16 protein-coding genes and 2 pseudogenes are annotated in these 25,016 nt (G+C 63.6%); 2 read left to right on the forward strand and 16 right to left on the reverse strand.

Features of this window, described 5'->3' with window-relative positions:
• From AC3WLY_RS04340 to AC3WLY_RS04355, 4 genes and pseudogenes are all read right to left on the reverse strand, one after another.
• Positions 1-5,621, reverse strand: a pseudogene (locus tag AC3WLY_RS04340) (beta strand repeat-containing protein); the annotation flags it as partial.
• Positions 5,622-5,825: 204 nt separating this feature from the next.
• Positions 5,826-7,310 (reverse strand): annotated as a pseudogene (locus AC3WLY_RS04345) (ESPR-type extended signal peptide-containing protein); the annotation flags it as partial.
• 101 nt (positions 7,311-7,411) lie between these two features.
• Positions 7,412-7,867: a hypothetical protein gene (locus AC3WLY_RS04350; protein WP_492308223.1), complete on the reverse strand. Its 456-nt coding sequence runs from the start codon at positions 7,865-7,867 to the stop codon at positions 7,412-7,414.
• Entirely contained in the window at positions 7,864-8,634 is a 771-nt protein-coding gene (locus AC3WLY_RS04355; RefSeq protein WP_492308222.1) for an EAL domain-containing protein, read from the reverse strand. The genes AC3WLY_RS04350 and AC3WLY_RS04355 overlap by 4 nt, the downstream gene beginning before the upstream one ends.
• 424 nt (positions 8,635-9,058) lie before the next feature.
• Here AC3WLY_RS04355 and AC3WLY_RS04360 point away from each other — a divergent pair, with 424 nt between their 5' ends.
• Positions 9,059-9,637 carry a recombinase family protein gene (locus tag AC3WLY_RS04360; protein ID WP_175959451.1) on the forward strand — a complete coding sequence of 193 codons (579 nt, stop codon included), beginning with the start codon at positions 9,059-9,061 and terminating at the stop codon, positions 9,635-9,637.
• A gap of 103 nt (positions 9,638-9,740) precedes the next feature.
• Positions 9,741-11,102 carry a glycosyltransferase family protein gene (locus AC3WLY_RS04365; RefSeq protein ID WP_492308221.1) on the forward strand — a complete coding sequence of 454 codons (1,362 nt, stop codon included), beginning with the start codon at positions 9,741-9,743 and terminating at the stop codon, positions 11,100-11,102.
• Between the two features lie 48 nt (positions 11,103-11,150).
• Here AC3WLY_RS04365 and AC3WLY_RS04370 read toward each other — a convergent pair whose 3' ends face one another.
• The 12 genes from AC3WLY_RS04370 to AC3WLY_RS04425 form a co-directional block, all read right to left on the reverse strand.
• Positions 11,151-12,245 carry a porin gene (locus AC3WLY_RS04370; RefSeq protein WP_492308220.1) on the reverse strand — a complete coding sequence of 365 codons (1,095 nt, stop codon included), beginning with the start codon at positions 12,243-12,245 and terminating at the stop codon, positions 11,151-11,153.
• A gap of 92 nt (positions 12,246-12,337) precedes the next feature.
• The gene (locus AC3WLY_RS04375) at positions 12,338-13,768 is read right to left on the reverse strand and encodes a mannose-1-phosphate guanylyltransferase/mannose-6-phosphate isomerase (protein ID WP_492308219.1); all 1,431 of its coding nucleotides are present in this window, start codon (positions 13,766-13,768) and stop codon (positions 12,338-12,340) included.
• Between the two features lie 38 nt (positions 13,769-13,806).
• Positions 13,807-15,741 carry a capsular polysaccharide export protein, LipB/KpsS family gene (locus AC3WLY_RS04380; protein ID WP_492308233.1) on the reverse strand — a complete coding sequence of 645 codons (1,935 nt, stop codon included), beginning with the start codon at positions 15,739-15,741 and terminating at the stop codon, positions 13,807-13,809.
• A complete protein-coding gene (locus AC3WLY_RS04385) occupies positions 15,741-16,949 on the reverse strand; it encodes a glycosyltransferase family 4 protein (protein WP_492308218.1) in 1,209 nt (402 codons plus the stop codon). Before AC3WLY_RS04385 ends, AC3WLY_RS04380 begins: the two co-directional genes overlap by 1 nt.
• On the reverse strand, positions 16,949-18,241 hold the full coding sequence (locus AC3WLY_RS04390; RefSeq protein ID WP_492308217.1) for a capsule polysaccharide biogenesis protein: 1,293 nt from the start codon (positions 18,239-18,241) through the stop codon (positions 16,949-16,951). The genes AC3WLY_RS04385 and AC3WLY_RS04390 overlap by 1 nt, the downstream gene beginning before the upstream one ends.
• A 93-nt stretch (positions 18,242-18,334) precedes the next feature.
• Positions 18,335-18,727 carry a hypothetical protein gene (locus AC3WLY_RS04395; protein WP_492308216.1) on the reverse strand — a complete coding sequence of 131 codons (393 nt, stop codon included), beginning with the start codon at positions 18,725-18,727 and terminating at the stop codon, positions 18,335-18,337.
• Between the two features lie 27 nt (positions 18,728-18,754).
• The gene (gene gmd / locus AC3WLY_RS04400) at positions 18,755-19,792 is read right to left on the reverse strand and encodes a GDP-mannose 4,6-dehydratase (RefSeq protein WP_492308215.1); all 1,038 of its coding nucleotides are present in this window, start codon (positions 19,790-19,792) and stop codon (positions 18,755-18,757) included.
• A gap of 37 nt (positions 19,793-19,829) precedes the next feature.
• A complete protein-coding gene (locus AC3WLY_RS04405) occupies positions 19,830-21,161 on the reverse strand; it encodes a glycosyltransferase family protein (RefSeq protein WP_492332644.1) in 1,332 nt (443 codons plus the stop codon).
• Entirely contained in the window at positions 21,158-21,862 is a 705-nt protein-coding gene (locus tag AC3WLY_RS04410; RefSeq protein ID WP_492308213.1) for an ABC transporter ATP-binding protein, read from the reverse strand. Before AC3WLY_RS04410 ends, AC3WLY_RS04405 begins: the two co-directional genes overlap by 4 nt.
• The gene (locus tag AC3WLY_RS04415; protein WP_492308212.1) at positions 21,859-22,647 is read right to left on the reverse strand and encodes an ABC transporter permease; all 789 of its coding nucleotides are present in this window, start codon (positions 22,645-22,647) and stop codon (positions 21,859-21,861) included. The genes AC3WLY_RS04410 and AC3WLY_RS04415 overlap by 4 nt, the downstream gene beginning before the upstream one ends.
• Positions 22,648-22,652: 5 nt before the next feature.
• Positions 22,653-23,777, reverse strand: coding sequence for a hypothetical protein (locus AC3WLY_RS04420; RefSeq protein WP_310140654.1), 1,125 nt, complete (start codon positions 23,775-23,777; stop codon positions 22,653-22,655).
• An 80-nt stretch (positions 23,778-23,857) separates the two neighbouring features.
• The gene (locus AC3WLY_RS04425) at positions 23,858-25,015 is read right to left on the reverse strand and encodes a polysaccharide biosynthesis/export family protein (protein WP_492308211.1); all 1,158 of its coding nucleotides are present in this window, start codon (positions 25,013-25,015) and stop codon (positions 23,858-23,860) included.
• Position 25,016: the final 1 nt, after the last annotated feature.

Below are 25,016 nucleotides of genomic sequence, written 5' to 3' on the forward strand. Positions count from 1 at the left end.
GAAGCGATGTTGCTCGTCGCAGTCGACAGCCCCGTGGACAACGAACTGACACCGGTCGACAGCGAGCTGACGCCCGTCGAGAGCGAACTGGCTGTGGTCGACGTTGATGTCGAGAGCGACGTCACGCTGCTGTTTGTGCTCGACAGGCCGGTCGAGAGCGAGCTTACCCCGGTCGACAGCGAACTCACGCCCGTGGACAGCGAACTCGCCGTGGTCGAGGTCGAGGTCGACAGCGACGTCACGCTGCTGTTCGTGCTGGACAGCCCCGTCGACAGCGAGCTCACGCCGGTGGAGAGCGAACTCGCCGTGGTCGACGTCGAGGTTGACAGCGAAGCGATGTTGCTCGTCGCAGTCGACAGCCCCGTGGACAACGAACTGACACCGGTCGACAGCGAGCTGACGCCCGTGGACAACGAACTCACGCCGGTCGACAGTGAGCTGGCCGTCGTCGAGGTCGACGTCGAGAGCGACGTCACGCTGCTGTTCGTGCTCGACAGGCCGGTTGAGAGCGAGCTCACGCCCGTGGACAACGAACTCACACCGGTCGACAACGAACTGGCCGTCGTCGAAGTCGACGTCGAGAGCGACGTCACGCTGCTGTTCGTGCTCGACAGACCGGTTGAGAGTGAACTCACGCCGGTCGACAACGAGCTGGCCGTCGTCGAGGTCGACGTCGAGAGTGAGCTCACGCCCGTGGAGAGCGACGCGATACTGCTCGTGGTCGACGAAACGGAGCTGGACAACGATCCAATCCCCGTGGACAGCGATGCGACCGTGCTGTTGGTGCTCGACAATCCGGTGGACAACGAACTTGCTGTCGTCGACGTGGAAGTCGAGAGCGAGCTGATGCCGGTCGAGGTCGACGTCGACAGCGAATTTACTGCCTGGTTGGTCGCGAAAAGTTGCGAGCCATTGACTGCGTCGGTACTCGTCGCGCCCACCTGACCCGCAGCCACGTTCGTGATCTGCCGCTCGGCACCCGGTGCGCCCACGCTCACCACGCTCGTCGGACTCGCGCCCGCGAAGCTGTAAGTCGTGCCGCCGATCGTGCCGGTGGGCGTCGGGTTCGCCGCGGCCGTGACCGAACCGCTGCCCAGCGCGACAGCGCCCGCATTGGCCGCCGTCGCGCCAGCACCCAGCGCCATCGCGTTCGTACCTGAGGCAAGCGAGCCCGTACCAAACGCTGCGCTCGCCGTTCCTGAACCCGTGGCGTTGTAGCCGATAGCAGTGGCATCGGTGCCGAGCGCCGACGCTCCCGAACCAATTGCGGTGCCAGGGTCACCAGCCGTCGCTCCCGCGCCGATTGCGACGCCGCCCGCACCTCCGCTCGGCCCATTCGCCACCACGGCAGCGCTGGTGCCGATCGCAATGCTGTCGGTGCCGGTAGTGGGCGTCGTTGCGCCAAAGCCTTCCGCAATGCTACCGGCCCCCGCAGCTGTCGAACCCGAGCCCAATGCAAGTGCGTTGGATCCCGCAGCATTCGTGTTGTGACCAACCGCCGTAGCACTTACACCCGCCGCGGTTGCGGCCACCCCTGCAGCCATCGCGTTGACACCCGTGGCGCCGTCGTTGTTGTAGTTCGCCTGCTGCGTGCCGCCGTCGTTGACGCTGTAGTAATGCGTCTTGCTCGCCGAGATCGCCGTCGACAACGAACTCGTTGCCGTCGAACTCGATGTGGACAGTGAGGTTACGCTGCTGTTCGTGCTCGACAGCCCCGTGGACAACGAGCTGACGCCGGTCGACAGCGAGCTTGCGGTGGTCGACGTCGAGGTCGACAACGACGTGATGTTGCTGGTCACGCTCGACAGACCCGTCGACAGCGAGCTTGCGGTGGTCGACGTGGACGTCGACAGCGAGCTGACGCCGGTGGACAGCGAGCTTGCGGTGGTCGACGTCGACGTCGACAGCGAACTCACCCCGGTCGACAACGAGCTTGCGGTGGTCGATGTGGACGTCGACAGCGAGCTGACGCCGGTGGACAGCGAGCTCGCCGTGGTCGACGTCGAGGTCGACAGCGAACTCACGCCGGTGGACAACGATGCGATGCTGCTCGTGACCGTCGACACCGAGCTGGACATCGACCCGATCCCCGTGGACAGCGAAGTCACGGCCTGATTCGTGGCGAAGAGCTGCGAACCGTTGATCGCATCGGTGCTCGTCGCGTCAACGCGCCCTGCCGCCACGTTCGTGATCTGACGCTCCGCGCCCGGCGCGCCCACGCTCACCACGCTCGCCGGCGTCGTGCCTGCGTAGCTGTAGGTGATGCCGCCGATCGTGCCGGTGGCCGTCGGGTTGGCTGCAGCCGTCACCGAACCGCTGCCCAGCGCCACCGCGCCGGCGTTCGCGGCCGTCGCTCCCGAGCCGATCGCCACGGTGTCGGCCCCCGCCGCGTTCGTGTTGTTGCCGACCGCCACGCCCGCCGCACCCGCTGCCGTCGCGCCCGTGCCCGCGGCGAGCGCGTTCACGCCCGTCGCGCCGTCGTTGTTGTAGTTGCCCTGCTGCGTGCCGTTGTCGTTCACGCTGTAGTAGTGCGTCTTGCTGGCCGAGATCGCCGTCGACAGCGAACTCGTTGCCGTCGAACTCGACGTCGACAGCGACGTCACCGAGCTGTTCGTGCTCGACAGGCCCGTCGACAGCGAGCTGACGCCAGTCGACAGCGAACTCGCCGTGGTCGACGTCGAGGTCGACAACGACGTGATGTTGCTGGTCACGCTCGACAGACCTGTCGACAGCGAGCTGACGCCCGTCGACAGCGAGCTTGCGGTGGTCGACGTCGAGGTCGACAACGAACTCACCCCGGTCGACAACGAGCTTGCGGTGGTCGACGTCGACGTCGACAGCGAACTCACACCGGTGGACAACGAACTCGCCGTAGTCGAGGTCGACGTCGACAGCGAACTCACGCCGGTGGACAGCGAGCTGGCCGTGGTCGACGTCGACGTGGACAGCGATGCAATGCTGCTCGTGACCGTCGACACCGAGCTGGATATCGACCCGATCCCCGTGGACAGCGACGTCACCGAGCTGTTGGTGCTTGACAGGCCGGTGGACAGCGAACTGATGCCGGTCGAGGCCGACGTCGAAAGCGAAGTCACGGCCTGATTCGTGGCGAAGAGCTGCGAACCGTTGATTGCATCGGTGCTCGTCGCATCAACGCGCCCTGCCGCCACGTTCGTGATCTGACGCTCCGCGCCCGGCGCACCTACGCTCACCACGCTCGTCGGGCTCGTGCCCGCATAGCTGTAGGCCGTGCCGCCGATCGTGCCGGTGGCCGTCGGGTTGGCCGCAGCCGTCACCGAACCGCTGCCCAGCGCGACAGCGCCAGCGTTCGCGGCCGTTGCGCCCGAACCGATCGCCACGGTGTTGGCCCCCGCCGCGTTCGTGTTGTTGCCGACCGCCACGCCCGCCGCACCCGCGGCCGTCGCGCCCGTGCCCGCGGCGAGCGCGTTCACACCCGTCGCGCCGTCGTTGTTGTAGTTGCCTTGCTGCGTGCCGTTGTCGTTCACGCTGTAGTAGTGCGTCTTGCTGGCCGAGATCGCCGTCGACAGCGAACTCGTTGCCGTCGAACTCGACGTCGACAGCGACGTCACCGAGCTGTTCGTGCTCGACAGGCCCGTCGACAGCGAGCTGACTCCAGTGGACAGCGAACTCACCCCGGTCGACAACGAGCTTGCGGTGGTCGACGTCGACGTCGACAGCGAACTCACGCCGGTGGACAGCGAGCTGGCCGTGGTCGACGTCGAGGTCGACAACGACGTGATGTTACTGGTCACGCTCGACAGACCCGTCGACAGCGAGCTGACGCCGGTCGACAGCGAGCTTGCGGTGGTCGACGTCGACGTCGACAGCGAACTCACGCCGGTGGACAGCGAGCTGGCCGTGGTCGACGTCGACGTGGACAGCGACGTCACCGAACTGTTGGTGCTCGACAGGCCGGTGGACAGCGAACTGATGCCGGTCGAGGCCGACGTCGAGAGCGAAGTCACGGCCTGGTTGGTCGCGAAGAGCTGCGAACCGTTGATCGCATCGGTGCTCGTCGCATCAACGCGCCCCGCCGCCACGTTCGTGATCTGACGCTCCGCTCCCGGCGCACCTACGCTCACCACGCTCGCCGGCGTCGTGCCCGCGTAGCTGTAGGTCGTGCCGCCGATCGTGCCGGTGGCCGTCGGGTTGGCCGCAGCCGTCACCGAACCGCTGCCCAGCGCCACCGCCCCCGCGTTCGCGGCCGTCGCGCCCGAGCCGATCGCCACGGTGTTGGCTCCCGCCGCGTTCGTGTTGTTGCCGACCGCCACGCCCGCCGCACCCGCGGCCGTCGCGCCCGTGCCCGCGGCGAGCGCGTTCACGCCCGTCGCGCCGTCGTTGTTGTAGTTGCCCTGCTGCGTGCCGTTGTCGTTCACGCTGTAGTAGTGCGTCTTGCTGGCCGAGATCGCCGTCGACAACGAACTCGTCGCCGTCGAACTCGATGTGGACAGTGAGGTTACGCTGCTGTTCGTGCTCGACAGTCCCGTGGACAACGAGCTGACCCCAGTCGACAACGACGTGATGTTGCTGGTCACGCTCGACAGACCCGTGGACAACGAACTCACCCCGGTCGACAACGAGCTTGCGGTGGTCGACGTCGACGTCGACAGCGACGTCACGCTGCTGTTCGTGGTCGACAGCCCCGTCGACAGCGAACTCACGCCGGTGGACAACGAACTCGCCGTAGTCGACGTCGACGTGGACAACGATGCGATGCTGCTCGTGACCGTCGAGACCGAGCTGGATATGGACCCGACCCCCGTCGACAGCGACGCCACCGAGCTGTTGGTACTCGACAGGCCGGTAGACAGCGAGCTGACGCCAGTGGACAGCGAACTCACGCCGGTGGAGAGCGAGCTGGCCGTCGTCGACGTGGAAGTCGAGAGCGAAGTCACGGCCTGATTGGTCGCGAAGAGCTGCGAACCGTTGACCGCATCGGTGCTCGTCGCATCAACGCGCCCTGCCGCCACGTTCGTGATCTGCCGCTCCGCGCCCGGCGCGCCCACGCTCACCACGCTCGTCGGCGTCGTACCGGCGTAGCTGTAGGTCGTGCCGCCGATCGTGCCGGTGGCCGTCGGGTTGGCCGCAGCCGTCACCGAACCGCTGCCCAGCGCGACGTCGTTGGCGTTCGCGGCGCTCGCGGCCGAACCTAGCGCCAACGACCCGTTGCCCGCTGCATTCGAGGTATTGCCCAACGCGAGCGAGCCGGTACCCGTGGCCGAGTTCGCGTTGCCGATCGCCAGTGCACCCGTGCCGTTGGCCGTGTTGTTCGCGCCCACCGCCACGGCACCGGTGCCCGTGGCCAGGTTCGGATCGCCGATCGCTACCGCGCCATTGCCGCTGGCCGTCTGCTGATTGCCAATCGCCACCGCGCTGCCGGCCGTCGCGAGCGATTGGGACCCCATCGCCACCGAGCCGACGCCGGCCGACGACGAGGCCGTGCTGCTGTCGCCGATCGCCACCGTCGAAGCAGCCAGCGCGTTCGCGTTGTAGCCGATGGCGGTCGCCTTCGCGCCCGACGCCGATGCGGCCACGCCCGCGGCCATCGAGTTCGCGCCCGTGGCGCCGTCGTTGTTGTAGTTGCCCTGCTGCGTGCCGCCGTCGTTGATGCTGTAGTAGTGCGTTTTGTTCGCGTCCACAACAGTGCTCAGCGATGCGACGCTACTGTTCGTCGTGGAAAGCCCCGTGGACAGGCTGCTGATGCCGGTCGAGGTCGAAGTCGATAAAGAGGACAGGCCCGTACTGAGTGACGAAATACCGGTCGAAGTTGAAGTCGAAAGCGTTTCGATCGCGGTATTGGTCGCAAAGAGTTGCGAGCCGTTGATCGCGTCCGTGCTCGTGCCAGTGACCCGGCCGGCCGCGACGTTCGTGACTTGGCGTTCAGAGCCCGGCTTACCAACGCTGACCACGCTCGTCGGCGCCCCGCCCGCGTACGTGTACGTCTTGCCGCCGATTACACCGTTCGGAGTCGGGTTGGCAGCGGCAGTAATAGAGCCTGTGCCCAACGCGAGGCTGTTAGCATTTGCAGCAGTTGCGCCGTTACCGAGCGCCATGGCGCCAGCGGCTGAGGCAATCGCCGCACCGCCGATTGCGGCCGAATTTCCGCCGACGGCTGAAGCACCGCTTCCGAGCGCGAGGTCGTTGACGATCGTTGTACTACCCGCAACACCCGCAACCGCGTTTGTGCCTGCGGCGAAAGAGTCGGTGCCGTTTGCTTTCGTTCCTGATCCGATAGTCACGGCGCGCAGACCAGAAGCAACCGCCGATACCCCGACTGCCGTTGCATTGGTATTGGACGCCGTGGAATTCGTGCCAACGACCGTCGCATTGATTCCCGACGACTGTGCGCCATTACCAACGACGACAGAATTTGTGTTGCTGCTGATTGCGGAAGTGCCAACGGCCATTGCACCTGCGCCGCTTGCGGTAGCCAAAGAGCCGATACTTACGTTGTTTGCCGCAGAAGCGGTTGCCCCTACGCCGATCGCAGTCGCACTATTTCCGCTTGCCGTTGACGTTGCACCGAGCGCCATGCTCGAATCAACGCTGGCCAACGAATTCATCCCTAAGGCAGTGGAATTCACACCATCCGCTTGCGCCGAATATCCGAGCGCCATCGCCTGTGCACCATCGGCAATTGCAGAGCGTCCGATTGCCGCGGTATTTGCTGCGGTAGCGGATGAACCAACGCCTATCGCGAGTGAGAAGTCCTGAGTCGCGGACGAGGCTGCGCCAATCGCAACCGCAGCGTTGTTATCACTTGTGGCACCGATCCCGATTGATACGCCGCTAGTTGCGTTAGATCGTGCGTTAGGACCGAATGCAACGGAATTTAAGCCGGTAGCTCGTGCCGCTGTACCAAACGCTGATGAACCTTGTGCAGAAGCCGTTGCATTAGTGCCCACCACGGTCGAGTTCAAGCCCGTCGCCGTAGCATTCCCGCCAATAGCAATGGTGCCGGAAGACGCAGCAGTAGTGCCGCAGCCAATGGCAATATCTTTTAAAGCGCCGGCCGCCGTTGTCTCCGTACACCCGGTACCGGGGATATTTACGGTCTGTGCGTAAGCCTCATCAGGCGCACTCAGACCGGCAACAATTGCGACTGCTGCAACGGTTATCACACTGAGTGCGGGCATGCCGTCCCAGAAGCCGTCCGCGATGCCATTTATGTCGCCTGCGCTTCTAGCGACGACACTGCTGGTACCTTTACCGCGCGCCGAGTCCAGTTCGGATACCGCGACATATGCACCCAGCGACTCGTTCCACACCGTCCGATAGATTGTGTTCATGTAGATCACCTGGTTAAAGTGCTTTTTGTTTTTCCATCTTCATTGATCAGGAATACATAATTGCGAAGATGCTTTCCGACAGCGAAGGTATTTCCCTTCTGCTATTTCTCCATCATCCATGCACGAATGCCACATCCGTGCATGCAGCCCGCTTCGACGAGATGGTCGGTCAAGGAGGTGGCGTTTATCGCGCCCTGCGGATCGGTGGCGGCGTGCGTGTCATAGCACCGCCGGTACACCTGCGTCGTCGCTGCTTCCCGCCCATGCAGTCCGGACGACAGGCCAACGTCATATGCGCTGACGGCCAGCTCGTAATGCCGGGAAACGTATTGGGCGATAAGTGCATGTACCGATCGGCGGAACCATTCGATACGCGAGCGCGCCGCTTCGGGATCGATATCCCGGTCGCGAGCCGCGTCATGCGCGAAAGCGCCGAGGCCGGCCAGAATCACTCCCAACGTGCGGCTAGCGGCAGCGGCATCGGTCTGGAACCCGTGCTCGGCAAGCGAGCCCGCCCGCCTCCCATGTAAAGCCGTCATCCGTGCCGATGCGCTCATGCCGCCCCCCCGTTCTCGTGTTCCTGGCAGCCTTCCACCCCCGCACTGGCAAACGCATCCGTGACGAACCACCCCTGCACCCATTTCGCTCCGCATTGCTGCGCATGCGCCATGTCCTCCGGTTGCTCCACGCCCTCCACGACGACTTCCTCGGCCAATTCCGATGCGAGCCGTACGAGTCGCGCGAGACGCGCCAGATGAGCTTCGCCGTACCGCGCGGCGACGACGAACGATGCATCGATCTTGATGACGTCGGGCGTTCGGATCCCGATGGCGGTCTCGACGCCGTAGCCCACACCAAAATCGTCTATCGCCACCCGGCAACCGGCCTGCCGGAGCCGTTGTGCGAAGCGTCGGCCTTGCGCGGGGTCCAGCCGCGCGGTTTCCGTGATTTCCACCACGAGCCGCCTGGCAACCTCCGGCGTGCGTTCGATCAGTTGAAGCACGGCTTCCCACGCGATGTCGATCGCCGCACTTTGGCCGGAGAGGTTGATCCCCAGCCGGACATCGGGCGACGCGCGCAGCAGCGTAACGGCCTGCCTGAGCACATGCCGGTCGAAGGCGCGGATGAGTTGAAGCCGCTCGAGCGGCGGAATGAACTGGGCCGGACGCAACAGACGTCCGCGCGAATCGACCATCGTTGCAAGGCATTCGCAATACAGCACGTCGCCACTCCCCGACGCGTGGCGAATCGGCTCGCGCCGCAGCAACACGCGCGCTTCGCGCATCGCCCCGAACACCTCCCCTGCCCAATCCATGTCATTCATCTTCTTCTCCGAACCAGTTTCGACTGGGTAATTCGTTGTTTTCGAAACACGACAAGAAGCACTCCGGAGGGTGTGCAAAAGGGTTCCCTTGTGCCAAATTGATAAAAAAATCCTGATGTGCCGGGAAAGCCCCGTGGAATAAGGAGGGTGTCGAGCACTGAAAGGGGGTGACAAAAAGGAACCTTTTTGTCCAGTAGAATGCGATCAACCTTGCAATTGATGACAATTGTTCGAAGCCGGGCAACGTCACACCCGAAGGAGACCCAATGAAGTTCCTGTCGCGGGGTTGCGGCAACGACCTGCGCCCTCCCGCTGCCTTGTTAACATTCCTGCAATATGCATATGCGAAGCCGACGGATCACCTGCGCCGGCTATATCGCGTTAGCTCCTCCGCGACAAGATTGCGGTCTGCCGGAGGTATGTCATGAAAATGGGTTATGCGCGGGTATCCACCGAGGAGCAGAATCTCGCCCTCCAGCAGGACGCATTGCTTCGCGCGGGCTGCACCAAGCTCTTCACCGACCGCGGGGTGTCGGGAACCGGATTCAGCCGTCCGGGGCTCGATCGCGCCCTCGCGCGGCTTTCCGCGGGCGATACGCTCGTCGTCTGGAGACTCGACCGGCTTGGCCGCTCGCTCAGCAAGCTCATCGACCTGATTGCGTGGCTCGGACGCCACGGGATCGGATTCGTTTCGTTATCGGAGTCGATCGATACGACATCGGCTGGCGGCCTGTTGATGTTCCACATGATGGCGGCTCTGTCGGAGTTCGAGCATCACTTGATCAGCGAACGCACGCGGGCCGGCATCCTTGCCGCGCGCGCGCGCGGCCGCACGATCGGTCGCAAGCCGTCACTGACCGATGCCCAGCGCAATCAGGTCATTGCATTGCTTGAAACAACGCCGATCGGCGAAGTCGCGCGCCGTTTCAATGTGCATCCACGCACAGTCAGGCGGGCAATACATCCGCAACGCGGCGCAACCCAGCCCGCCAGAAGCGACTGACCGGCCACCACGCACGTTCCATCCCAACAAGGAAATCGATATGCAGTTGTCCCGATGTTTTGCAGCCGAACGGTTCGGTACCTTCCTGGTTGTCGCCTGACCGATGCCGGCACCCGTGCAGTATCGGCCGGCGCTAGCGGCAACCGGCTCCGGCGACGTCACCGTCATCTCCTGCTTCTCCGAGCCGGCGGGCGCAAGCCTCGCCAATCATCGCCACTACGCGGCCACCCACGGCTATTGCCACAAGTGGGTGGACATGAGCGACGGTCCGCGGGGGCCGCAACTGCAGGCACTGCACCGCTACGAGTCCCTGCTGGCCGCGCTCGAGGCTGCCGCCGACAATCATCTCGTCCTGCTGCTCACCGAGAACGCCGCGATCGTCCGGCCCGTTGCGCTACCGGGCCTGATGGCCGGACGCGATCATCTGATCGTCTCGACCTCCGATTCCGCGTTGCTGCACAACCTGCAGATATGGCGCAATACGCCCGCCATACGCGCGCGGGTACGCGAGATCGCCGCATGCTGTCGGCTGGGCGGCGCACCCTTCATCGACGAAACCCGGCTGCTCGACTCGGTTTCCGCTTTGCCGTGGTATGAAACGATCGACAGCCTATGCGCGGTTATGCCTGCCGGGCCGAATGTCGACCCGCGCTGGAGCCGGATACCGACGTTCGCGATCAGCCTCGACACGGCGATGCACTCGCCGCCCGAGCTCGGCATCGTGCCGCGATTCCGGGAGACCCTGTTCGGCCACGTCAACCGGTGCCAGTCGCACGGCGAACCGCTATTCGATAGCGTGCTCCCGAGCGATAACGAGCCCTCGCCCGAGCGCAGCACGTTCCAGCCCGGTCATCCGATTGCGCTCGTCACGCTCTACACGCCCGATATCGCCTGCTACGGAAGAATTGCCGAACGCAGCTTCAAGCGTTACTGCGAACGCCATGGCTACACGCTGCACGTACACCGCGACAGTCCGCGCGAAGTGGGATTGACGGGTACCGGCAACTGGCTCAAGCCCTGGCTGCTGCACGCCTATCTGGCCCATCACGAGTGGGTGATCTGGGTCGATGCGGACGTCCTCATTGCCGATCAAGACCGTGCGCTGGAGCCGCTGCTCGCGCAACGCACGCAGTGGCTCGCGAAAGACATCGGCCAGTGGCCTTTCAATGCGGGGGTGATGGGGTTTCGGCGCACCGAGGCCAATCTCGCGATGCTGGCCGCACTGATGCAGCGTATTGCCACGCTACCCGATCGGTCGGGTGTTTACGCGGGAAACGGCGATCAGTTCCATTTCATCGAAGCCATGCGCGAGCACAACCTGCTGCACGAAGCCCTGATCGACAGCCCGCTTCGGCTCAACACGCCATGGTTCATGCGCGGCCCCGACAGTTTCATCGTTCATTACTTCGGCATGTGGACGCAAATGCGCGCGCTGATGATGGAGCACGACGATCGCTGCGGCTGAGCGAATACGGCGGCGAATGATCGCCGCCGTCCTGTTCCACCGCTGTACTTAGAACTTGTGCCGCATACCGACACGCCCCGCAATCTGATGGTCCCCCGACGCGGCCCCCGTGGTGCCGACAATCCATGCCGGGCCTGCCGCGCCGGTCGCCCGCTGATAGAAGGCCTGCGCATAGACGTCGGTACGTTTCGACAGCGCGTAGTCCGCCATCACGCCGCCCTCGTGCCAGTGCCCCTTTGCCACATCTCCCGTCTGCAGGCCTTCTCTCACGTGCGTGTAGTCATACATCGCTCCCAGCGAAAACGCCGGTGTCATGGCAAACTTTGCACTCACCTCGTAGTTCTGGAAAATCATCGAAGAGAATCCGGCGAGGTTGTGAACGTTCGTATATGAGAAGACTCCGCCCAACGTGAGCTGTCCAAGCGCGAAGTTGACACCCGCCGCCGCCACGCGTTGCCATCCGGCGGTAGCGAAAGGATCGCCGTCCGTCACCGCGCCAAACGTCGTCCTGGCCTGCCTGTTGACATTCAGATACGCCGCGCCGATAACGAGCGGGCCGTTGCTGTACGACCCGCCTGCGCTCCATGCACGGTTCGTCTTCGTGCCGCCGGGATCGTTGCTGAAACCATAGAGTCCGCCAAAATTCAGCCCGCCATAGGAGGGGCTCGCATACTTGATCGAGTTGTTGATGCGGAAGGAATTGTTCGTGTTGTCGTTGTCGAACGGATGCGAGAAGAACTCCCCGCCCCAACTGCCATTGGCGGTCAGCGGTCCGACATAGTCCACCACGGAGTCGTATTGGCGCCCCATGGTCAGCGTGCCGGCCGTGGTTGAACTCAACCCGACGTATGCCTGCCGGCCGAACATCCGTCCCCCCTGACCCAATGCCCCGTTATTGAGGTCGAAGCCGTTCTCGAGCCGGAAGATCGCCTGCATGCCTCCCCCCAGGTCCTCTGTTCCAGCCAGCCCCCATCGGCTGCCCTGCAGGACACCGCTTTCCATCTGATAGGCCCTTCGACCGCCGACATTCGACGTAAAGTCGAAACCCTCATCAATGAGACCATAGAGCGTCACACTACTCTGGGCATACGACACCGACGAGAGCAGACTTAGAGCCGCACTTGCCAAGACCAGTCTTTTCATTCGCGTTCTCCAGATTACCGAGCCTTCGTTCAATGGGCCAGGGGCCGGCTCGCGCTCCCCGTCAGCCTTCGCAGCCAATCCGATGCGCAACTTCACGCTGCCGGGGCCCGGCCATAGGTGTCCTCGAGCCGTACGATGTCGTCCTCGCCCAGATACGCCCCGGACTGGACCTCGATCAGTTCGAGTGGAATCTTTCCGGGATTGCTGAGACGGTGCGTCGTCCCGACCGGGATATACGTGGACTCGTTCTCGCTCAATATGACCTGCTGCGTGCCGTTGGTAACGAGGGCGGTTCCCTTGACGACAATCCAGTGCTCGGCGCGGTGGTGGTGCATCTGGAGGCTCAACTGGGCGGACGGATTCACGACGATCCGCTTCACCTGGAAACGGTCGCCGCGATCGATGCCTTCGAACGAGCCCCATGGACGAACCACACGTCGATGCGCGACGGATTCACCACGGCCCGAAGCATTCAACGCATCCACGATCTTGCGGACATCCTGCACGCGGTCACGGCGGGCCACGAGCAAGGCGTCCGCGGTTTCGACGATCACCAGATCGTCCACGCCGACGGCCGCGATCATCCGGTGCTCCGCGCGGATATAGCAACGCGACACGCCCTCCGTTATCACGTCGCCAATCAGGACGTTGTCGTCCGCGTCCCCCGGCGCGAGATCGGCCAGCGCGCTCCATGAGCCGATATCGCTCCATCCGATCCGGTCGGCCACCACGACGGCGGCCCGATCGGTCCGCTCCATCACCGCGTGATCGAGCGAAATGTTCGGGCACGCAGCAAAGTGCATCTCGTCGAGGAACACGTATTTCCCGTCGCGATTGGCATGCCACCAGGCCATTTCCGCTTCGGCCACGAGCTTGGGCTCCCAGCGACGCAACGCTTCGACGCAGGCGGAAGCCTTCATCATGAACATGCCGCCGTTCCATAAATAGGCGCCATCGGCAAGCAAAGCGTTCGCCGTTTCCGCGTCGGGCTTCTCCACGAAACGGTCGACCGCAAACACGTCTTGCAGTCCATCGAGGGCGGCACCACGCGCGATGTAGCCGTATCCCGTGTGCGGCTCCGTAGGCTGTATGCCGAACGTGACAAGGTAGCCTTCCGCGGCGGCCCGCGTCGCCTGCCCGACGGCATCGGCAAACGCCCTGCAATCCGAAATGACGTGATCCGACGGCAAGACGAGCAGCAATGCATCGGGCGAGTCTTCCTGCGCCAGCAGCGCCGCTACGGCGATGGCAGGCGCGGTGTTGCGTCCCACCGGCTCCAGCGCGATGGCCAACGGTGCAATGCCGGCCTGTCGCAACTGCTCGGTGACGAGAAAGCGTTGTTCGTTGTTCGCAATCACGATGGGCGAGACCGCCTCGGGAAGCTGTGCCGCGCGCATCGTCGTCTGTTGCAGAAGGCTCTGCTCCCCGGTGAGCGACAGATACTGCTTCGGATAGCTGCCGCGCGACAGCGGCCATAGACGGGTTCCGTTTCCGCCCGCGAGGATGACTGGATAGATCGGCATTTACTCCTCCTTTGTTGCGGCCAATAGCCGTCGTGACTTCAATGAACCCGCGCGTACGAGCCGCGCAAACCGGCGATTCCGTCTTGCGCCAGATGAATGGCGACGTTGCGTAACCAGCGCCACGTCTTGCGTACGGCACGCAGCGCCATGGGTTGCATCGCGAAGCGGGATCGTTGCGACTGGGCACGGAGCCGGCAGACGATCGCCTCTGCCGTGGTGAAGCGGCCGAGTTCCCAGTCCCAGTAGAGGGGATAACGCAACAGCACGCCGGCGGTCAGCATGTCGACGGTAAGCGGCCTGTCCCGCGAGGGAATGCCGCCGATCGCATCGTGTGTGAGTCCCCAGCCTGCGTAGAACGGCATGCCGTACGTAAAGACTGCCTTGCCTCGCAGGAGCGCGTCGAAGCCCGCGAGCGAGGTCAGCGTGTGGACCTCGTCGGCCGCGTCGATCAGCGACACGATATCGGCCGTCGTATCGACCACATCGACGACGTCGTCCAGCCCAGGATCCCCGATCAGTCCCCTGCGATTGCCCGCGAGCACGTCAGGATGCGGTCGGTACACGAGCCACGCAGCGGGGCGTCGCTTGCGCACTTCGTGGAGCAGCGCTGCCGACGTGCGAATCCCCGGGCAACCCAAGCGCACCGACGCATCGTCGGCCACCTGTCCGGCAACCAGCACGACCTGCACGCCGGCAGGTGCGGTCCAGGTCGGACGCCGGCGCCCCAGGTTGTACTTGGTCAGTCCGGCCGCGACGATACGCTCGCGCAATGCCCTGGCCCTCGCGAGTTCGGCATCGTCGAAGATCGTCCGGTTAAGCAGCGATGCAAGATCGCCAGGGCGGCGGGGATCGAAATAAATGCCGCTGCGATCGATCACCTGGCTGTAGGGCGCGCTCAGATCCGAGCCCAGGCCGCAGGAGTGAAGAAAGCCGTCCTCGATGAAAAGTTGCGGCGCGGTACCGCGCGAATGCCGCACTTCGCGTGCGCCCCACGTGGCGATATGGTGATCCGCCACAGCGCCGGACGGTTCCTTGACCCAACTAATTTTCTTCGCGGCGCCGCCCTCGAGGAACGGTTTGATGAACGGACGCTTCCACCACTGGAATCCACACGCGGCAATCAGCCGAATATCGCCGTACCGTCGCGCGACGTCGTTCTGCAGCACCATGCTGGCGACGACTGCATCGAGCGTCCCCTCCCGATGCGTGGCCGGATCCAGGTAGTGCGCGAGTCGGACGAAAACGGCGTGAAAGAACGCCTCCCGTGTTGGCGATGAGCGGCGTCCGTACTGAGGCTGCCGATCGTCGGTCAAGCCCCAGCCCGCGTAATATGGCCTGCCGAAGACGTGAACCGTAGCGCCGCGCAGTAGCGCATATAACCCCTCGGTGGCGCCGAGCGTGTACACATGCCGCACTTCCGGGAGCAACGCATGAAAGCTCCCGTCGTGCGTCGTCGAACACGCGTCGTTCGATAGCGTCTGCGCCGTGTCGGAAAGCCACGGGCCGCTTCCTCGATCACCGGATCGAACGATCCATGGCGTCTGACCGGGATGCGCGTCCTTCGCCGCCTGCAATAGTCGGCGAAACGCCGCGCGTCGGTCCCTGCGGGAGCAGGCGAACGGATCGGGCGACGAGAGGCGTTCGTCCACGATAACGACTGCCGCGCTGTCATGCGGCGAGCCGGTACGCTGTGTGGATCGCTCCAGGCCCGAATCGGCACCGGCATACGCATCCAGTAGCCGGTTCATGAGCGCGCGCCATTCGTCCTCGCACGCGAGTTTTCCGCTCTCATCCAGCGCGGCGTTCAACGCTTCGAGGAACGATGCGGGAATCGACCTTGCCGCCGGAACTTCGAACCACGACAGCCGTTTGCACGATACGTGCGAGCCCTCCTGAACCGGCCCGTTCCATACGTACGTCCGTCGGGCGCGACGCATTCGCCACACGAGTTGCCGGTACGCGCGCGCGGCCATCACGCGAGCCGCTCAAGAAAGGTTTCGAGCGCGGCAAAGTGCTCCGGCCAGGTCGGCGTTCGGAACCCGGCCATGCGCTCCATCTGCCGCTCGCGGTCCTTGCTGTACAACTGGGCATACGCTTGGATGCGCGCAAGCCACCCCGCTCCGTCCAGCGGATCGAGATAGTCGGGCACGTCGCCGGCAATCTCGCGAAACACGGCGAGATTGCTGGCCAGCACCGGCACGCCCATGGACAGCGCCTCGGCGATGGGCAACCCGTATCCTTCCACGAACGAAGGGAACAGCAGGGCGCTTGCCGAACGAAGCTGCGCGAACATCGTTGCGTCGGAACAATCCGGCAGACAGACCACGGCCTCTTGCAGCTCCGGACATTGCTTGAGCATGTCGAGCTCGTTCGCGCACTTCCATCCCTGCCGCCCGACAATAACCAGCTGCGGCACGGCATTGCCCCACCGCGCGACGAGTTCGCGCCATAGGTGCAGGATGAACCAGTGGTTCTTTCTGGGCTCGATGGTGCCTACCATCACGAAATGGGGACGAGCGATGTTCCGACTCGAGGACACCGGCAAAGGCACCGTGTCGACGCCAAGCCTCGCCACCGCGGCCGGCGGCATAGGCAGTCCGTTCTCGTCGGCGAATGCGGTCAATGCGCGCAGCGTGGCCTGCGAATTCGTGACGATTCCGGAGGCGAAGCGCAGTGTCGTAGTTATTCTTCGCGCATGCTTTCGTACGCTGGCCGACCGGCAATAGTGCGGATGCGTGACCGGGATGAGGTCGTGCACCATGACCACGGTACGCGTTCCCGCGGACGACGCCGCGCGAAAATACCGGCTGTATTCCAGACCGGAGTGGGCGGTGTGGAGAACCGTTTCCCGGCCCTGCCATGGGAGCGGGTCGGGCCGCATGCTCGATCCCTCGAATACCCGCTGGAGCGCGCGCAACGACGGTGCCGTCAGACCAGCGCCCTCGTTCGGCCCCAGCAGCAGCCGGAACAAGCGATACGATGCGCCCCGTGTCAGTGTGACGGGCACGCCGCGAATGGCCACAATGGCCCGAGCCTGCTCGGCATAGCGGCGCACATAGGCAAGCCCGACCCGGTCCACGCCCGTGGGGCGAATATCCCGCACCCAACGATGAACGAGGCGTGTCACATCGAGGCGCAAAGGACACGGCGCCGTGCCGGCCCACTCCGTCGCGTTCGTCATCAGGCGGCCTCCTCCTCCGGCGAAAGGCCCACGGGAGGATCGTCGCTGCCCGTCGATACGATAGCGTGCCGGTGCGTCGTGAGCGGCCACACCACCTCCGCCGCGGATTCACCGGGCCGCGACGCCCCGCAAGACGCGTCACCCTCGACGTCGCCAACATAGAAGCTACCGTTCAGCTGCGTGTGATCGATCAGCCAACGGCGAAAACGCCGGTATAGCGCCATATCGGGAGCGAAGGTGCCCGCGGCTTGCCAGAACGCATCCAGCTCGCCCTTGAATACGAGTCCTTCGATGTCGTACACGGGGTCACCGAGCGCTTTCACGGCCAGCCCGTGATGGACACCCGACAGACCGACCGTGCTGTTCACGACGACGAGACCCGCCGCATGCGCGAGAAGCGTCGGCAGATGCTGGTCGTGGATGTAGAACACGCGGCCCGTGGTCCCATGTTCTGCGCACACCCGCTGGATGAAACGGCCGTAGTCGTTGTGCCCTCTGTCCAGCGGATGATGCTTGAACACGAGCACGCATGAGGGCGGCCCATGGCGCGAGAAGGACGCGATCACCTCGCGTATGAAGGGCTCTATGGACTCGAAACGGGAATGGACGCGAATCTGCGAATCGATCGCGGTCTGAAGGGATACCAGGAAAAAATGCTTGCTCATTGCACCGGTGAGCAGGCGCGTCGTTTTTCTCTCGAGTACCGCGTACAGGAGCTTACGCCAGCCGGCACGCACCCAGACAAGCGCTTCGAAAAGCGAAAGCCGCCGGTGGTGGCGGTAATGCGGAAAGAGCGCGGCGCCGAGCGACCCCGCGAGAAAATACAAAGCCCCCCACAACGCAAGCCACGCGAACACGTTGCCCACCTGTTGCTCCGGCACGTCCGGTCGCTCAGCGAGCGACTGGTAGAAGCCGGCATTGCGCGGAACCTGCGAATGCCCGTTTGTGCCGTCCCGCTCCATGGTGACGAAGTCCGGTCGCACATAGCCTTCCTCGAACACCCACACTTCGATCGAGCGCGATCGGGCCAATTCCGCTGCCGTTGCGTGATAGCCGCGACAATCGCCGAACAGGAGTACCGTGTCGATCTTCTCCTGCTCGAGGAGCGTGTCGAGGAAGACGGGCCAGTCGGCCCCAGATCCGGTGTAGTTGATCGATCGCATCGGAAAGAAAAGCCAGTCGCCAGCGTTGAAGTTGACCTTGTATACGGCGTGCGCGCCCGCAGCCTTCAAGCGCCTCGACAAGCGCCGGAAGAACGGCCCCACCGGTCCCTGCAGCAGCAGGACGTTCATGTCTTTGAAATACGACCAACCGCCCGGAATCATCTCGCTCGTCCCCAACGAAGGAATCGCCGCCCTGGCACTGCGCGCCCACGAATGCGCTTTTCAGGGCCTGACGGTACGCAGCGTTTCGTTGACTTCGCTCGCCGCGCTCCTCAACGCGCTGGCAGCCTGCTTAGCCGTCACGTTTTCGCCCACGATCAGGGTCTTCGCACAGGCAACCAGAAAGACGAAGGCCACCAGCCGAAAGGCGAACCCGGTATAGACGCTGAGCATCATGAATACGAGCGGAATCGACGCGAGCACCAGAGACACGATGGGCGAGCATCCCAACGCGCTCACCGAGAGATACATGACCACCGTAAGCAGCACGGTTTTCAGCAAAAGCACAAAAAGCGTATTCATAGGAGTCCAAAAGTTAGCGAGTCGAATGGAACTGCCGCGCAACGACGTGAGCCCCCCCTGCCTGTCACGAACACGGCCGGTGCGTTCGGCCATGCCATGCTCAGGCGGACGAAGCGAACATCAAAACGAGTACCCGTTTTCGTTGCGCCGGATGTCGGCGTCGACCATCATCTGGCACAGCTGTTCGAGCGTCATCGTCGGCTTCCAGCCGAGTTCGCGTTCGGCCTTCGTCGCATCGCCAATGAGCAGATCGACTTCCGCCGGACGGTAGAACCTTGGATTCACGCGCACGACGACGTGGCCCGTTTTCGCGTCGATGCCCACTTCGTTCTGTGCCCGGCCTTCCCACTCGAGATGAAATCCCGCAGCACGGGCTGCCAGCGTGACGAAGTCACGCACCGTCTCGGTGCGGCCGGTGGCAAGGACGTAGGTATCCGGACGACTGGCCTGGAGCATGCGCCACATCCCTTCCACATACTCCTGCGCGAAACCCCAGTCGCGCTTTGCCTCGAGATTGCCGAGTTCGAGCACGTCGAGCTTGCCCAGGCGCATCTTCGCGAAAGAATCCGTCACCTTGCGCGTGACGAACTCGCGCCCGCGCAGCGGCGACTCGTGATTGAAAAGAATCCCGCTGGACGCAAAGAGGTTGTAGCTCTCGCGATAATTGACGGTCATCCAGTGTGCAAAAAGCTTGGCTACGCCATAGGGACTGCGCGGATAAAAAGGTGTGTTCTCGGTTTGCGGCACGGCCTGCACGTGTCCGAACATCTCGGACGTGCTGGCCTGGTAGAAACGCGCCTCGGGACGCGCAACACGAACCGCTTCGAGAAGATTCAGCGGGCCGATGCCGGTGATTTCCGCAGTGGTGACCGGCTGCTCGAACGACACGCCGACGAAGCTCTGTGCCGCGAGGTTGTAGACCTCGTCGGCGCAGGTCTTTTGCAGCAGGCGCACGCTGGCGCCGAGGTCCGTGAGGTCATACTCGACGAGCTCGAGCCTCGGATGTGTTTCGATGCCCAGTTCCGCCAGGCGCCAGAAGTTCACCGAACTCGTTCTGCGATACGTTCCGAACACCTTGTAACCCTTCTCGAGCAGCAGCTTCGCCAGATACGCACCATCCTGGCCGCTCACACCCGTCACGATTGCCCTGCGTTCCATTACGCTCTCCCTGTCGCGTTGATAGGTGTTTTCCGCCTCACGTCGCCGCCGTGGCGAACAACGCTTTGCGGTACGTCTCGACGTTGGTCGATGTGTCCGGCTCGTTCTCCATGCGCTGCACGCCATTCCCTCTGAACATGCCCGCCTCGATGATCTGGCTGAGCTGCAGGTAGTTGCCGATGTCGAAGAGTTCGACGCGGCCCGGGTAGTAGCGCGAAAACTGCATGAACGTTTTCGTGCGCGTCGCGATGACCGGACGGTTCAGATTGACCGCCATCGACATCGGACCGGAAGCGGACTGCCCAACTTCCAGATAAGGCAGCAGCACCGCATCACACACCGCCATGGCGTGCGGAAACTGCTCATCGCTCATCGGGCCCATGAAGTGGGTGCGGCGCGAGATATCGGAAACGTGACGTGTGCGCGCGAGGCGCAGCAGATCGTCCACCGAGGTCGTGAGACTGATTGCCTTGCCGTGCCCGGTTCCGATGTCCTCGAGCCAGTTGCGCCCGGGGCTCACGATCCTCAGCAGTTCGGCGATGTAGGGATCGAGCGGCACGCCCTGCTGGATCGCCTCGGGATGCACTCCGCCGAAAATGGCGAGGTGATAGTTGTCGGGAAGCAGGTGCAGTGCGCGCAGCGCCGTGTCGATGCCCTTGTAGCTGCCGGTGAATCCGAAGCAGCCGAGCAGCACGTCGTCCTTGCCGAGACTGCCGAGCAACGGAAAGCTGTCGCGCGTCGCCTTGGCCGTGTAGCCCTGTGCGTCCGCGTCGGAGTAGTAGGCGAGCGGATGATCGTGGACGTGCGAGATGCGCTCGACGAGCTTCATCGTCTTCGCCTCGCGGCGCGTATGGACCACGACGCTCACATTCTTGCGCCACTGCGCGCGCCGGATGGCACTGTAGATGCCCTGCCCGAGCAGACTGCTTTCCTGCCGCGAGCCGATCATCTCCGACCACGCCTTGCCCAGCTCAAACTCCCGCAGCAGGGCACGCACGGCCTTCCAGTTGGTCCCTTCGCTCTCGAACACGGTATGGAACGTGATGCAAAGCTGCGGCGCTGCCGCAATGATCCGGCAGATACGCCGGTACGCATCGCGCTTGTTGCGCCCGAATATGCCGTGCTCGAGCTGGACATTGACGCAATCGAACCCCTTCAGCTCCTTGCAGATGCGCTCGATTTCCAGATTGGCCATCTTGCGTATCCGGCGGCTGCGGTGACGGAACACGTACTGGTCGAGGTCGAACACCGTGATGTCGAACCACGGCGACAGCTGCCGCACGATGGCACGCGCATAACTGGCGATGCCGCACAGTTCGTCATACGTACTGATCACAGCGAGTTTTGGCTTGTCGCCTTTCACCCTCATTCCCCCGGTTGAGTTGTAGTGTCGGCACCGTCGCCGGCCGCCGTTTCCTTGACAGGCTGGCCGCAATATCGCGCCCATGCCTCGTCCACCGAATCGCAGACGGTCAGTTTTCCCGCGTTCAGCACCGCCGCGAACGTGCAATGCTGACGGATGAGATTGGGGTCGTGCGAAACGAGGATCATCGAACGGTCGCCCCGCTTGACGAACAGCTCCTCGCGACAGCGCTCCTGAAACTGCTGGTCGCCCACCGCAATGACCTCGTCGATCAGAAAGCAGTCGAACTCCACCGCGATCGACAACGCGAACGCGAGCCGAGCGCGCATGCCGCTGGAGTAGACCTTGATCGGCTCGCGCAGGTAACTGCCCAGTCCGGAAAACTCGTCGACGAATGCACGCATCTTCGATTCGTCGCAGCCGTACACCCGCGAGATGAAGCGCAGGTTGTCGAGCCCGGTCAGGCTGCTCTGGAACGCGCCGCCGAACGCGAGCGGCCATGAAAGGCTCATATGACGGCGGATGGCGCCGCTTGTCGGCTGCTCGACTCCCGCCAACAGGCGGATCAACGTGGACTTGCCGGCACCGTTCGGGCCGAGAATGCCGATCTTCTGCCCTCTTTCGAGCACGAAGTTCACATCGTCGAGAACGACCTTCCTCCCGCCGCGGGCCGGATAGATCTTCGTCACTCCGTCGAGCTGGATCATCCCGCCTCCACGCGTCGATGAACGAGCCGCAGGACCAGCAGCCCGGCGAGAAACAGGACCGACGAGACCGTCACCATGTACGCCACGCTGTAGTGCCACGTGTAACCCTCACCGAGGAAACCGCTTCTCAGCATTTCGACGCCATGTACCCACGGCAGCAACAGCACCGCGTCGCGTGCGGCAGGCGGCAGCCAGTCCACCATGAATACCGCACCGGAAAACGGGAACAGCAGATACGTGACGGTGTGCCACACGCGCTCCACCATTTCGGAAAGTTCGCTGACCGCGCCCACGAACACGCCGAGCCCCACGGAAAGATACGTGGTCAGCAACCACGCGGCGATCACGCGACCGGCGTGCTGGGGCAACTCCGAGAGCCCCGTCACATGGAACACGATTGCGAGAAGATAGAAAGAACAGGTCGCGCCCACCACTTCGAGCAGGATGCGGGCAAGGAAGACGTCGATCGGCTTCACGTTGCGATGGAACAGCAAGCTGAGGTTGGGCGTGAGACCGCCCACGCAGCGCGTTGCGCAGTTGCGCCACAGCAGGACGGTCGAATAGCCGGTCAGCGCGAATTCCACGATGGGTACGTGATGACCGTGCGTGGACCGCGTGATGTACCACAGGCCCGCAATGCCGAGCGTGAACGTCATGGGTTCGACGAACAACCACAGAAAGCCGATGTTGTGCCTTCCGAAGCGCGTGATGATCTCGCGCATGAACAACGCCGCAATGACGCGCGTTTGAATGGCCAGGGAGTCGCGGAACGGAGTGGCGAACATGGGTGTTACTCGAGCGTGTGTTCACGGATACCGGAAAGCAGCAGCGCGAGCAGCCCCCATGTCACGAGCCCCATCGTCAGCACGATGAGAATGGCGCGCAGGCGTTTCGGCTCTTCGGCGGCATCGGGCAGACGCGGTTGCACGACGCGTGCGATATAGAGCTGCTTTTTCGCCACCTCGCTGCGGGCCTGCTCCTGCAATGCGAGCGCGCTTGCGAGCTGCCGCTCGGCAAACTGCTTCTCGATGCTCAGGCGCTCGAACTCGCGGCTCCTTGCCGCGAAGCTGCCGTCGCCCCTACCCATCACCTGGGTGGAGACTGCTGCCATCTCGTATCCGATTGCCGCGATGCGGGTTTTCAGCGGCCGTATCTGCGGATTGTCGGGAGACAGCGATTCAACCTCGGCAAGCCTCGCACGGGTAGCCAGCATCTCGTCCTGCAGCTTGCCGACCAGTTGCAGTTGCAGGGCGGACTGCCGGTCCGGATCGAATACCGCGTAGCTCATGCGGTATTCGCTCAATGCAAGTGCCGCCGACTTCACGCGGTCCTGGGCCTCCTGGACCATCGCGGACGCGTACTGCATCTCGTCCTGGCGCGCACGCCGGTTGAGTTCGTTGACGAGCGCCTCGCTCATCGTCAGCAGGTGCTCGTTGATATCGCGCGCCGAACGCGGATCGAAGGCCGAGGTCCTGAGTGTCGTGATACTGGTCGTGCTGTCGTGGACCACGGCAACGATACGATCCCGATAGTAGTCGAGGAATTTCTCGTACGTCGCATCCGCGCTGCCGAACTGCGGAAAGCGGCTGACGATGTCTCCGTGGGGATCGCCAACCCGTTTGCGAAGCTGGATTTCGTGGTCGAGGGTCTTGAGCGCATCCATCGAGAGGACGTAGTCGTTCACGATCCAGGCATCGTCCTGCGCGCGGCCCAGACTGCTCTCCGCGAGGAAGGAACCGAGCAGCGAACCGCCCGGCTGGCGTTGCTCGCTACGCACGACAAAGCGGCTTTCCGACACGTACACGTCGGCTGCGATGAAGCCGTAGTAGACGACCGCGACCGTCACCGGAATGACGACCGTGAGCACGAACAGCAGCTTTGCAGGCGTGAGCTTGTAAGAAGTCGAACGCGGCATCTTGCTGGGATTCCACCTGTATGTTCTTTGGGAGCCTTGCGCGGGAAAACCGACCGGTATGTCCATGCCGTTGCCTCCGCCTAGCGGAACTGCGTGCCGACGCTGACCGCAGGAAATACGACCGTATAGAACAGGTTGGCCAGTTTCTGTATGTCGGCCACGGGCGCATTCGATACGTACAGCATGTCCTTGTCGCGCATGGAAAACTGCTGCGCGATGAACATGCTGGCCGGATCTTTCATGTCGATGCGGTACACCACCGGCACACGCCCATCGGCGGTGACCGGCATGGCTTCGTCTCGCGCAACGGCTAGTGACGCCGCGTCTTCGAGACGAAACACGAACACACCGCGCGCATCGGCTCTCGAATCGAGCAGGCCACCCGAGCGCGCCAAGGCTTGCGCGAGCGAGATGCCCTGCCCCTCGAAGCCGATTTCCTCGTTCTTGCCTGTCGCGCCGAACGCCATGAAGCTGACCGGCTGGTAGAGCGCCGTGACCACATCACCCGCCTGCAGCGCGATGTTCTGGCGCGGATCGCGGATGACCGCATCGAGCGGCATCGAAAACACCTGATCGCCCCGCGTAATCTGCACCGTCACCTTGGTTACCGATTGCCGCACACCACCGGCTGCCGCAAGGGCGTCGAGCAAACGCTCGCCCTTGGGCGTCAATGGCACGCGCATGCTGCTGCCCACGTCGCCTACCACCGTCACGTCCGCCGTCGTGTTGCGTACGATTCGGACCAGCACCTGCGGTTCGTTCGCCTTCGCTTTCAGCCGGCTCACAATCGTCGATTCGAGTTCAGGGATGGTCATGCCGGCCGCGCCGATGCTGCCGGCGAACGGCACGATCAACCTGCCGTTCGAATCGATCGTCTGCTCCGGCAACGCGGTGGCCTTCGCCGCGGCCGGTGCCATCGAACCGGTCGTGTCCATACTGCCGAACAGCGTCGCCGGTGGAGCCTCCCAGATCGTGATGGCCACGATGTCGCCGCGTCCCAGCACATCGGTCCGTGACCGGGCGGGCTCGAAGTGGTCGGCGAAGGTGCGACGTGTGTCGCGCATGCGCATCCGCCCGACGGCGTCCGGCGTCAGGTCGACCACCTTGATGCGTGCCTGCGACTGCTGCTCGGCGACGATGTCGCGTGTTGCCGGGCCATCGGTGGGCGCCAGTGCGCACGCTCCGCAGGCCAACGACCAGGCAAGCACGCCGGTTCGAAATATGGATCGGGTATGCATA

The sequence above is a fragment of the Burkholderia sp. FW306-1C-G01B genome (assembly GCF_058781685.1).

Coding starts and splice junctions, on each gene's coding strand:
- AC3WLY_RS04415 (WP_492308212.1), bottom strand. CDS start 22,647: ATGTTCGCCACTCCGTTCCGCGACTCCCTGGCCATTCAAACGCGCGTC.
- AC3WLY_RS04355 (WP_492308222.1), bottom strand. CDS start 8,634: ATGAATGACATGGATTGGGCAGGGGAGGTGTTCGGGGCGATGCGCGAA.
- gmd (WP_492308215.1), bottom strand. CDS start 19,792: ATGGAACGCAGGGCAATCGTGACGGGTGTGAGCGGCCAGGATGGTGCG.
- AC3WLY_RS04420 (WP_310140654.1), bottom strand. CDS start 23,777: ATGCCGCGTTCGACTTCTTACAAGCTCACGCCTGCAAAGCTGCTGTTC.
- AC3WLY_RS04390 (WP_492308217.1), bottom strand. CDS start 18,241: ATGAACGTCCTGCTGCTGCAGGGACCGGTGGGGCCGTTCTTCCGGCGC.
- AC3WLY_RS04425 (WP_492308211.1), bottom strand. CDS start 25,015: ATGCATACCCGATCCATATTTCGAACCGGCGTGCTTGCCTGGTCGTTG.
- AC3WLY_RS04360 (WP_175959451.1), top strand. CDS start 9,059: ATGAAAATGGGTTATGCGCGGGTATCCACCGAGGAGCAGAATCTCGCC.
- AC3WLY_RS04370 (WP_492308220.1), bottom strand. CDS start 12,245: ATGAAAAGACTGGTCTTGGCAAGTGCGGCTCTAAGTCTGCTCTCGTCG.
- AC3WLY_RS04380 (WP_492308233.1), bottom strand. CDS start 15,741: ATGGCCGCGCGCGCGTACCGGCAACTCGTGTGGCGAATGCGTCGCGCC.
- AC3WLY_RS04365 (WP_492308221.1), top strand. CDS start 9,741: ATGCCGGCACCCGTGCAGTATCGGCCGGCGCTAGCGGCAACCGGCTCC.
- AC3WLY_RS04350 (WP_492308223.1), bottom strand. CDS start 7,867: ATGAGCGCATCGGCACGGATGACGGCTTTACATGGGAGGCGGGCGGGC.
- AC3WLY_RS04395 (WP_492308216.1), bottom strand. CDS start 18,727: ATGGCCGAACGCACCGGCCGTGTTCGTGACAGGCAGGGGGGGCTCACG.
- AC3WLY_RS04385 (WP_492308218.1), bottom strand. CDS start 16,949: ATGACGAACGCGACGGAGTGGGCCGGCACGGCGCCGTGTCCTTTGCGC.
- AC3WLY_RS04410 (WP_492308213.1), bottom strand. CDS start 21,862: ATGATCCAGCTCGACGGAGTGACGAAGATCTATCCGGCCCGCGGCGGG.
- AC3WLY_RS04405 (WP_492332644.1), bottom strand. CDS start 21,161: ATGAGGGTGAAAGGCGACAAGCCAAAACTCGCTGTGATCAGTACGTAT.
- AC3WLY_RS04375 (WP_492308219.1), bottom strand. CDS start 13,768: ATGCCGATCTATCCAGTCATCCTCGCGGGCGGAAACGGAACCCGTCTA.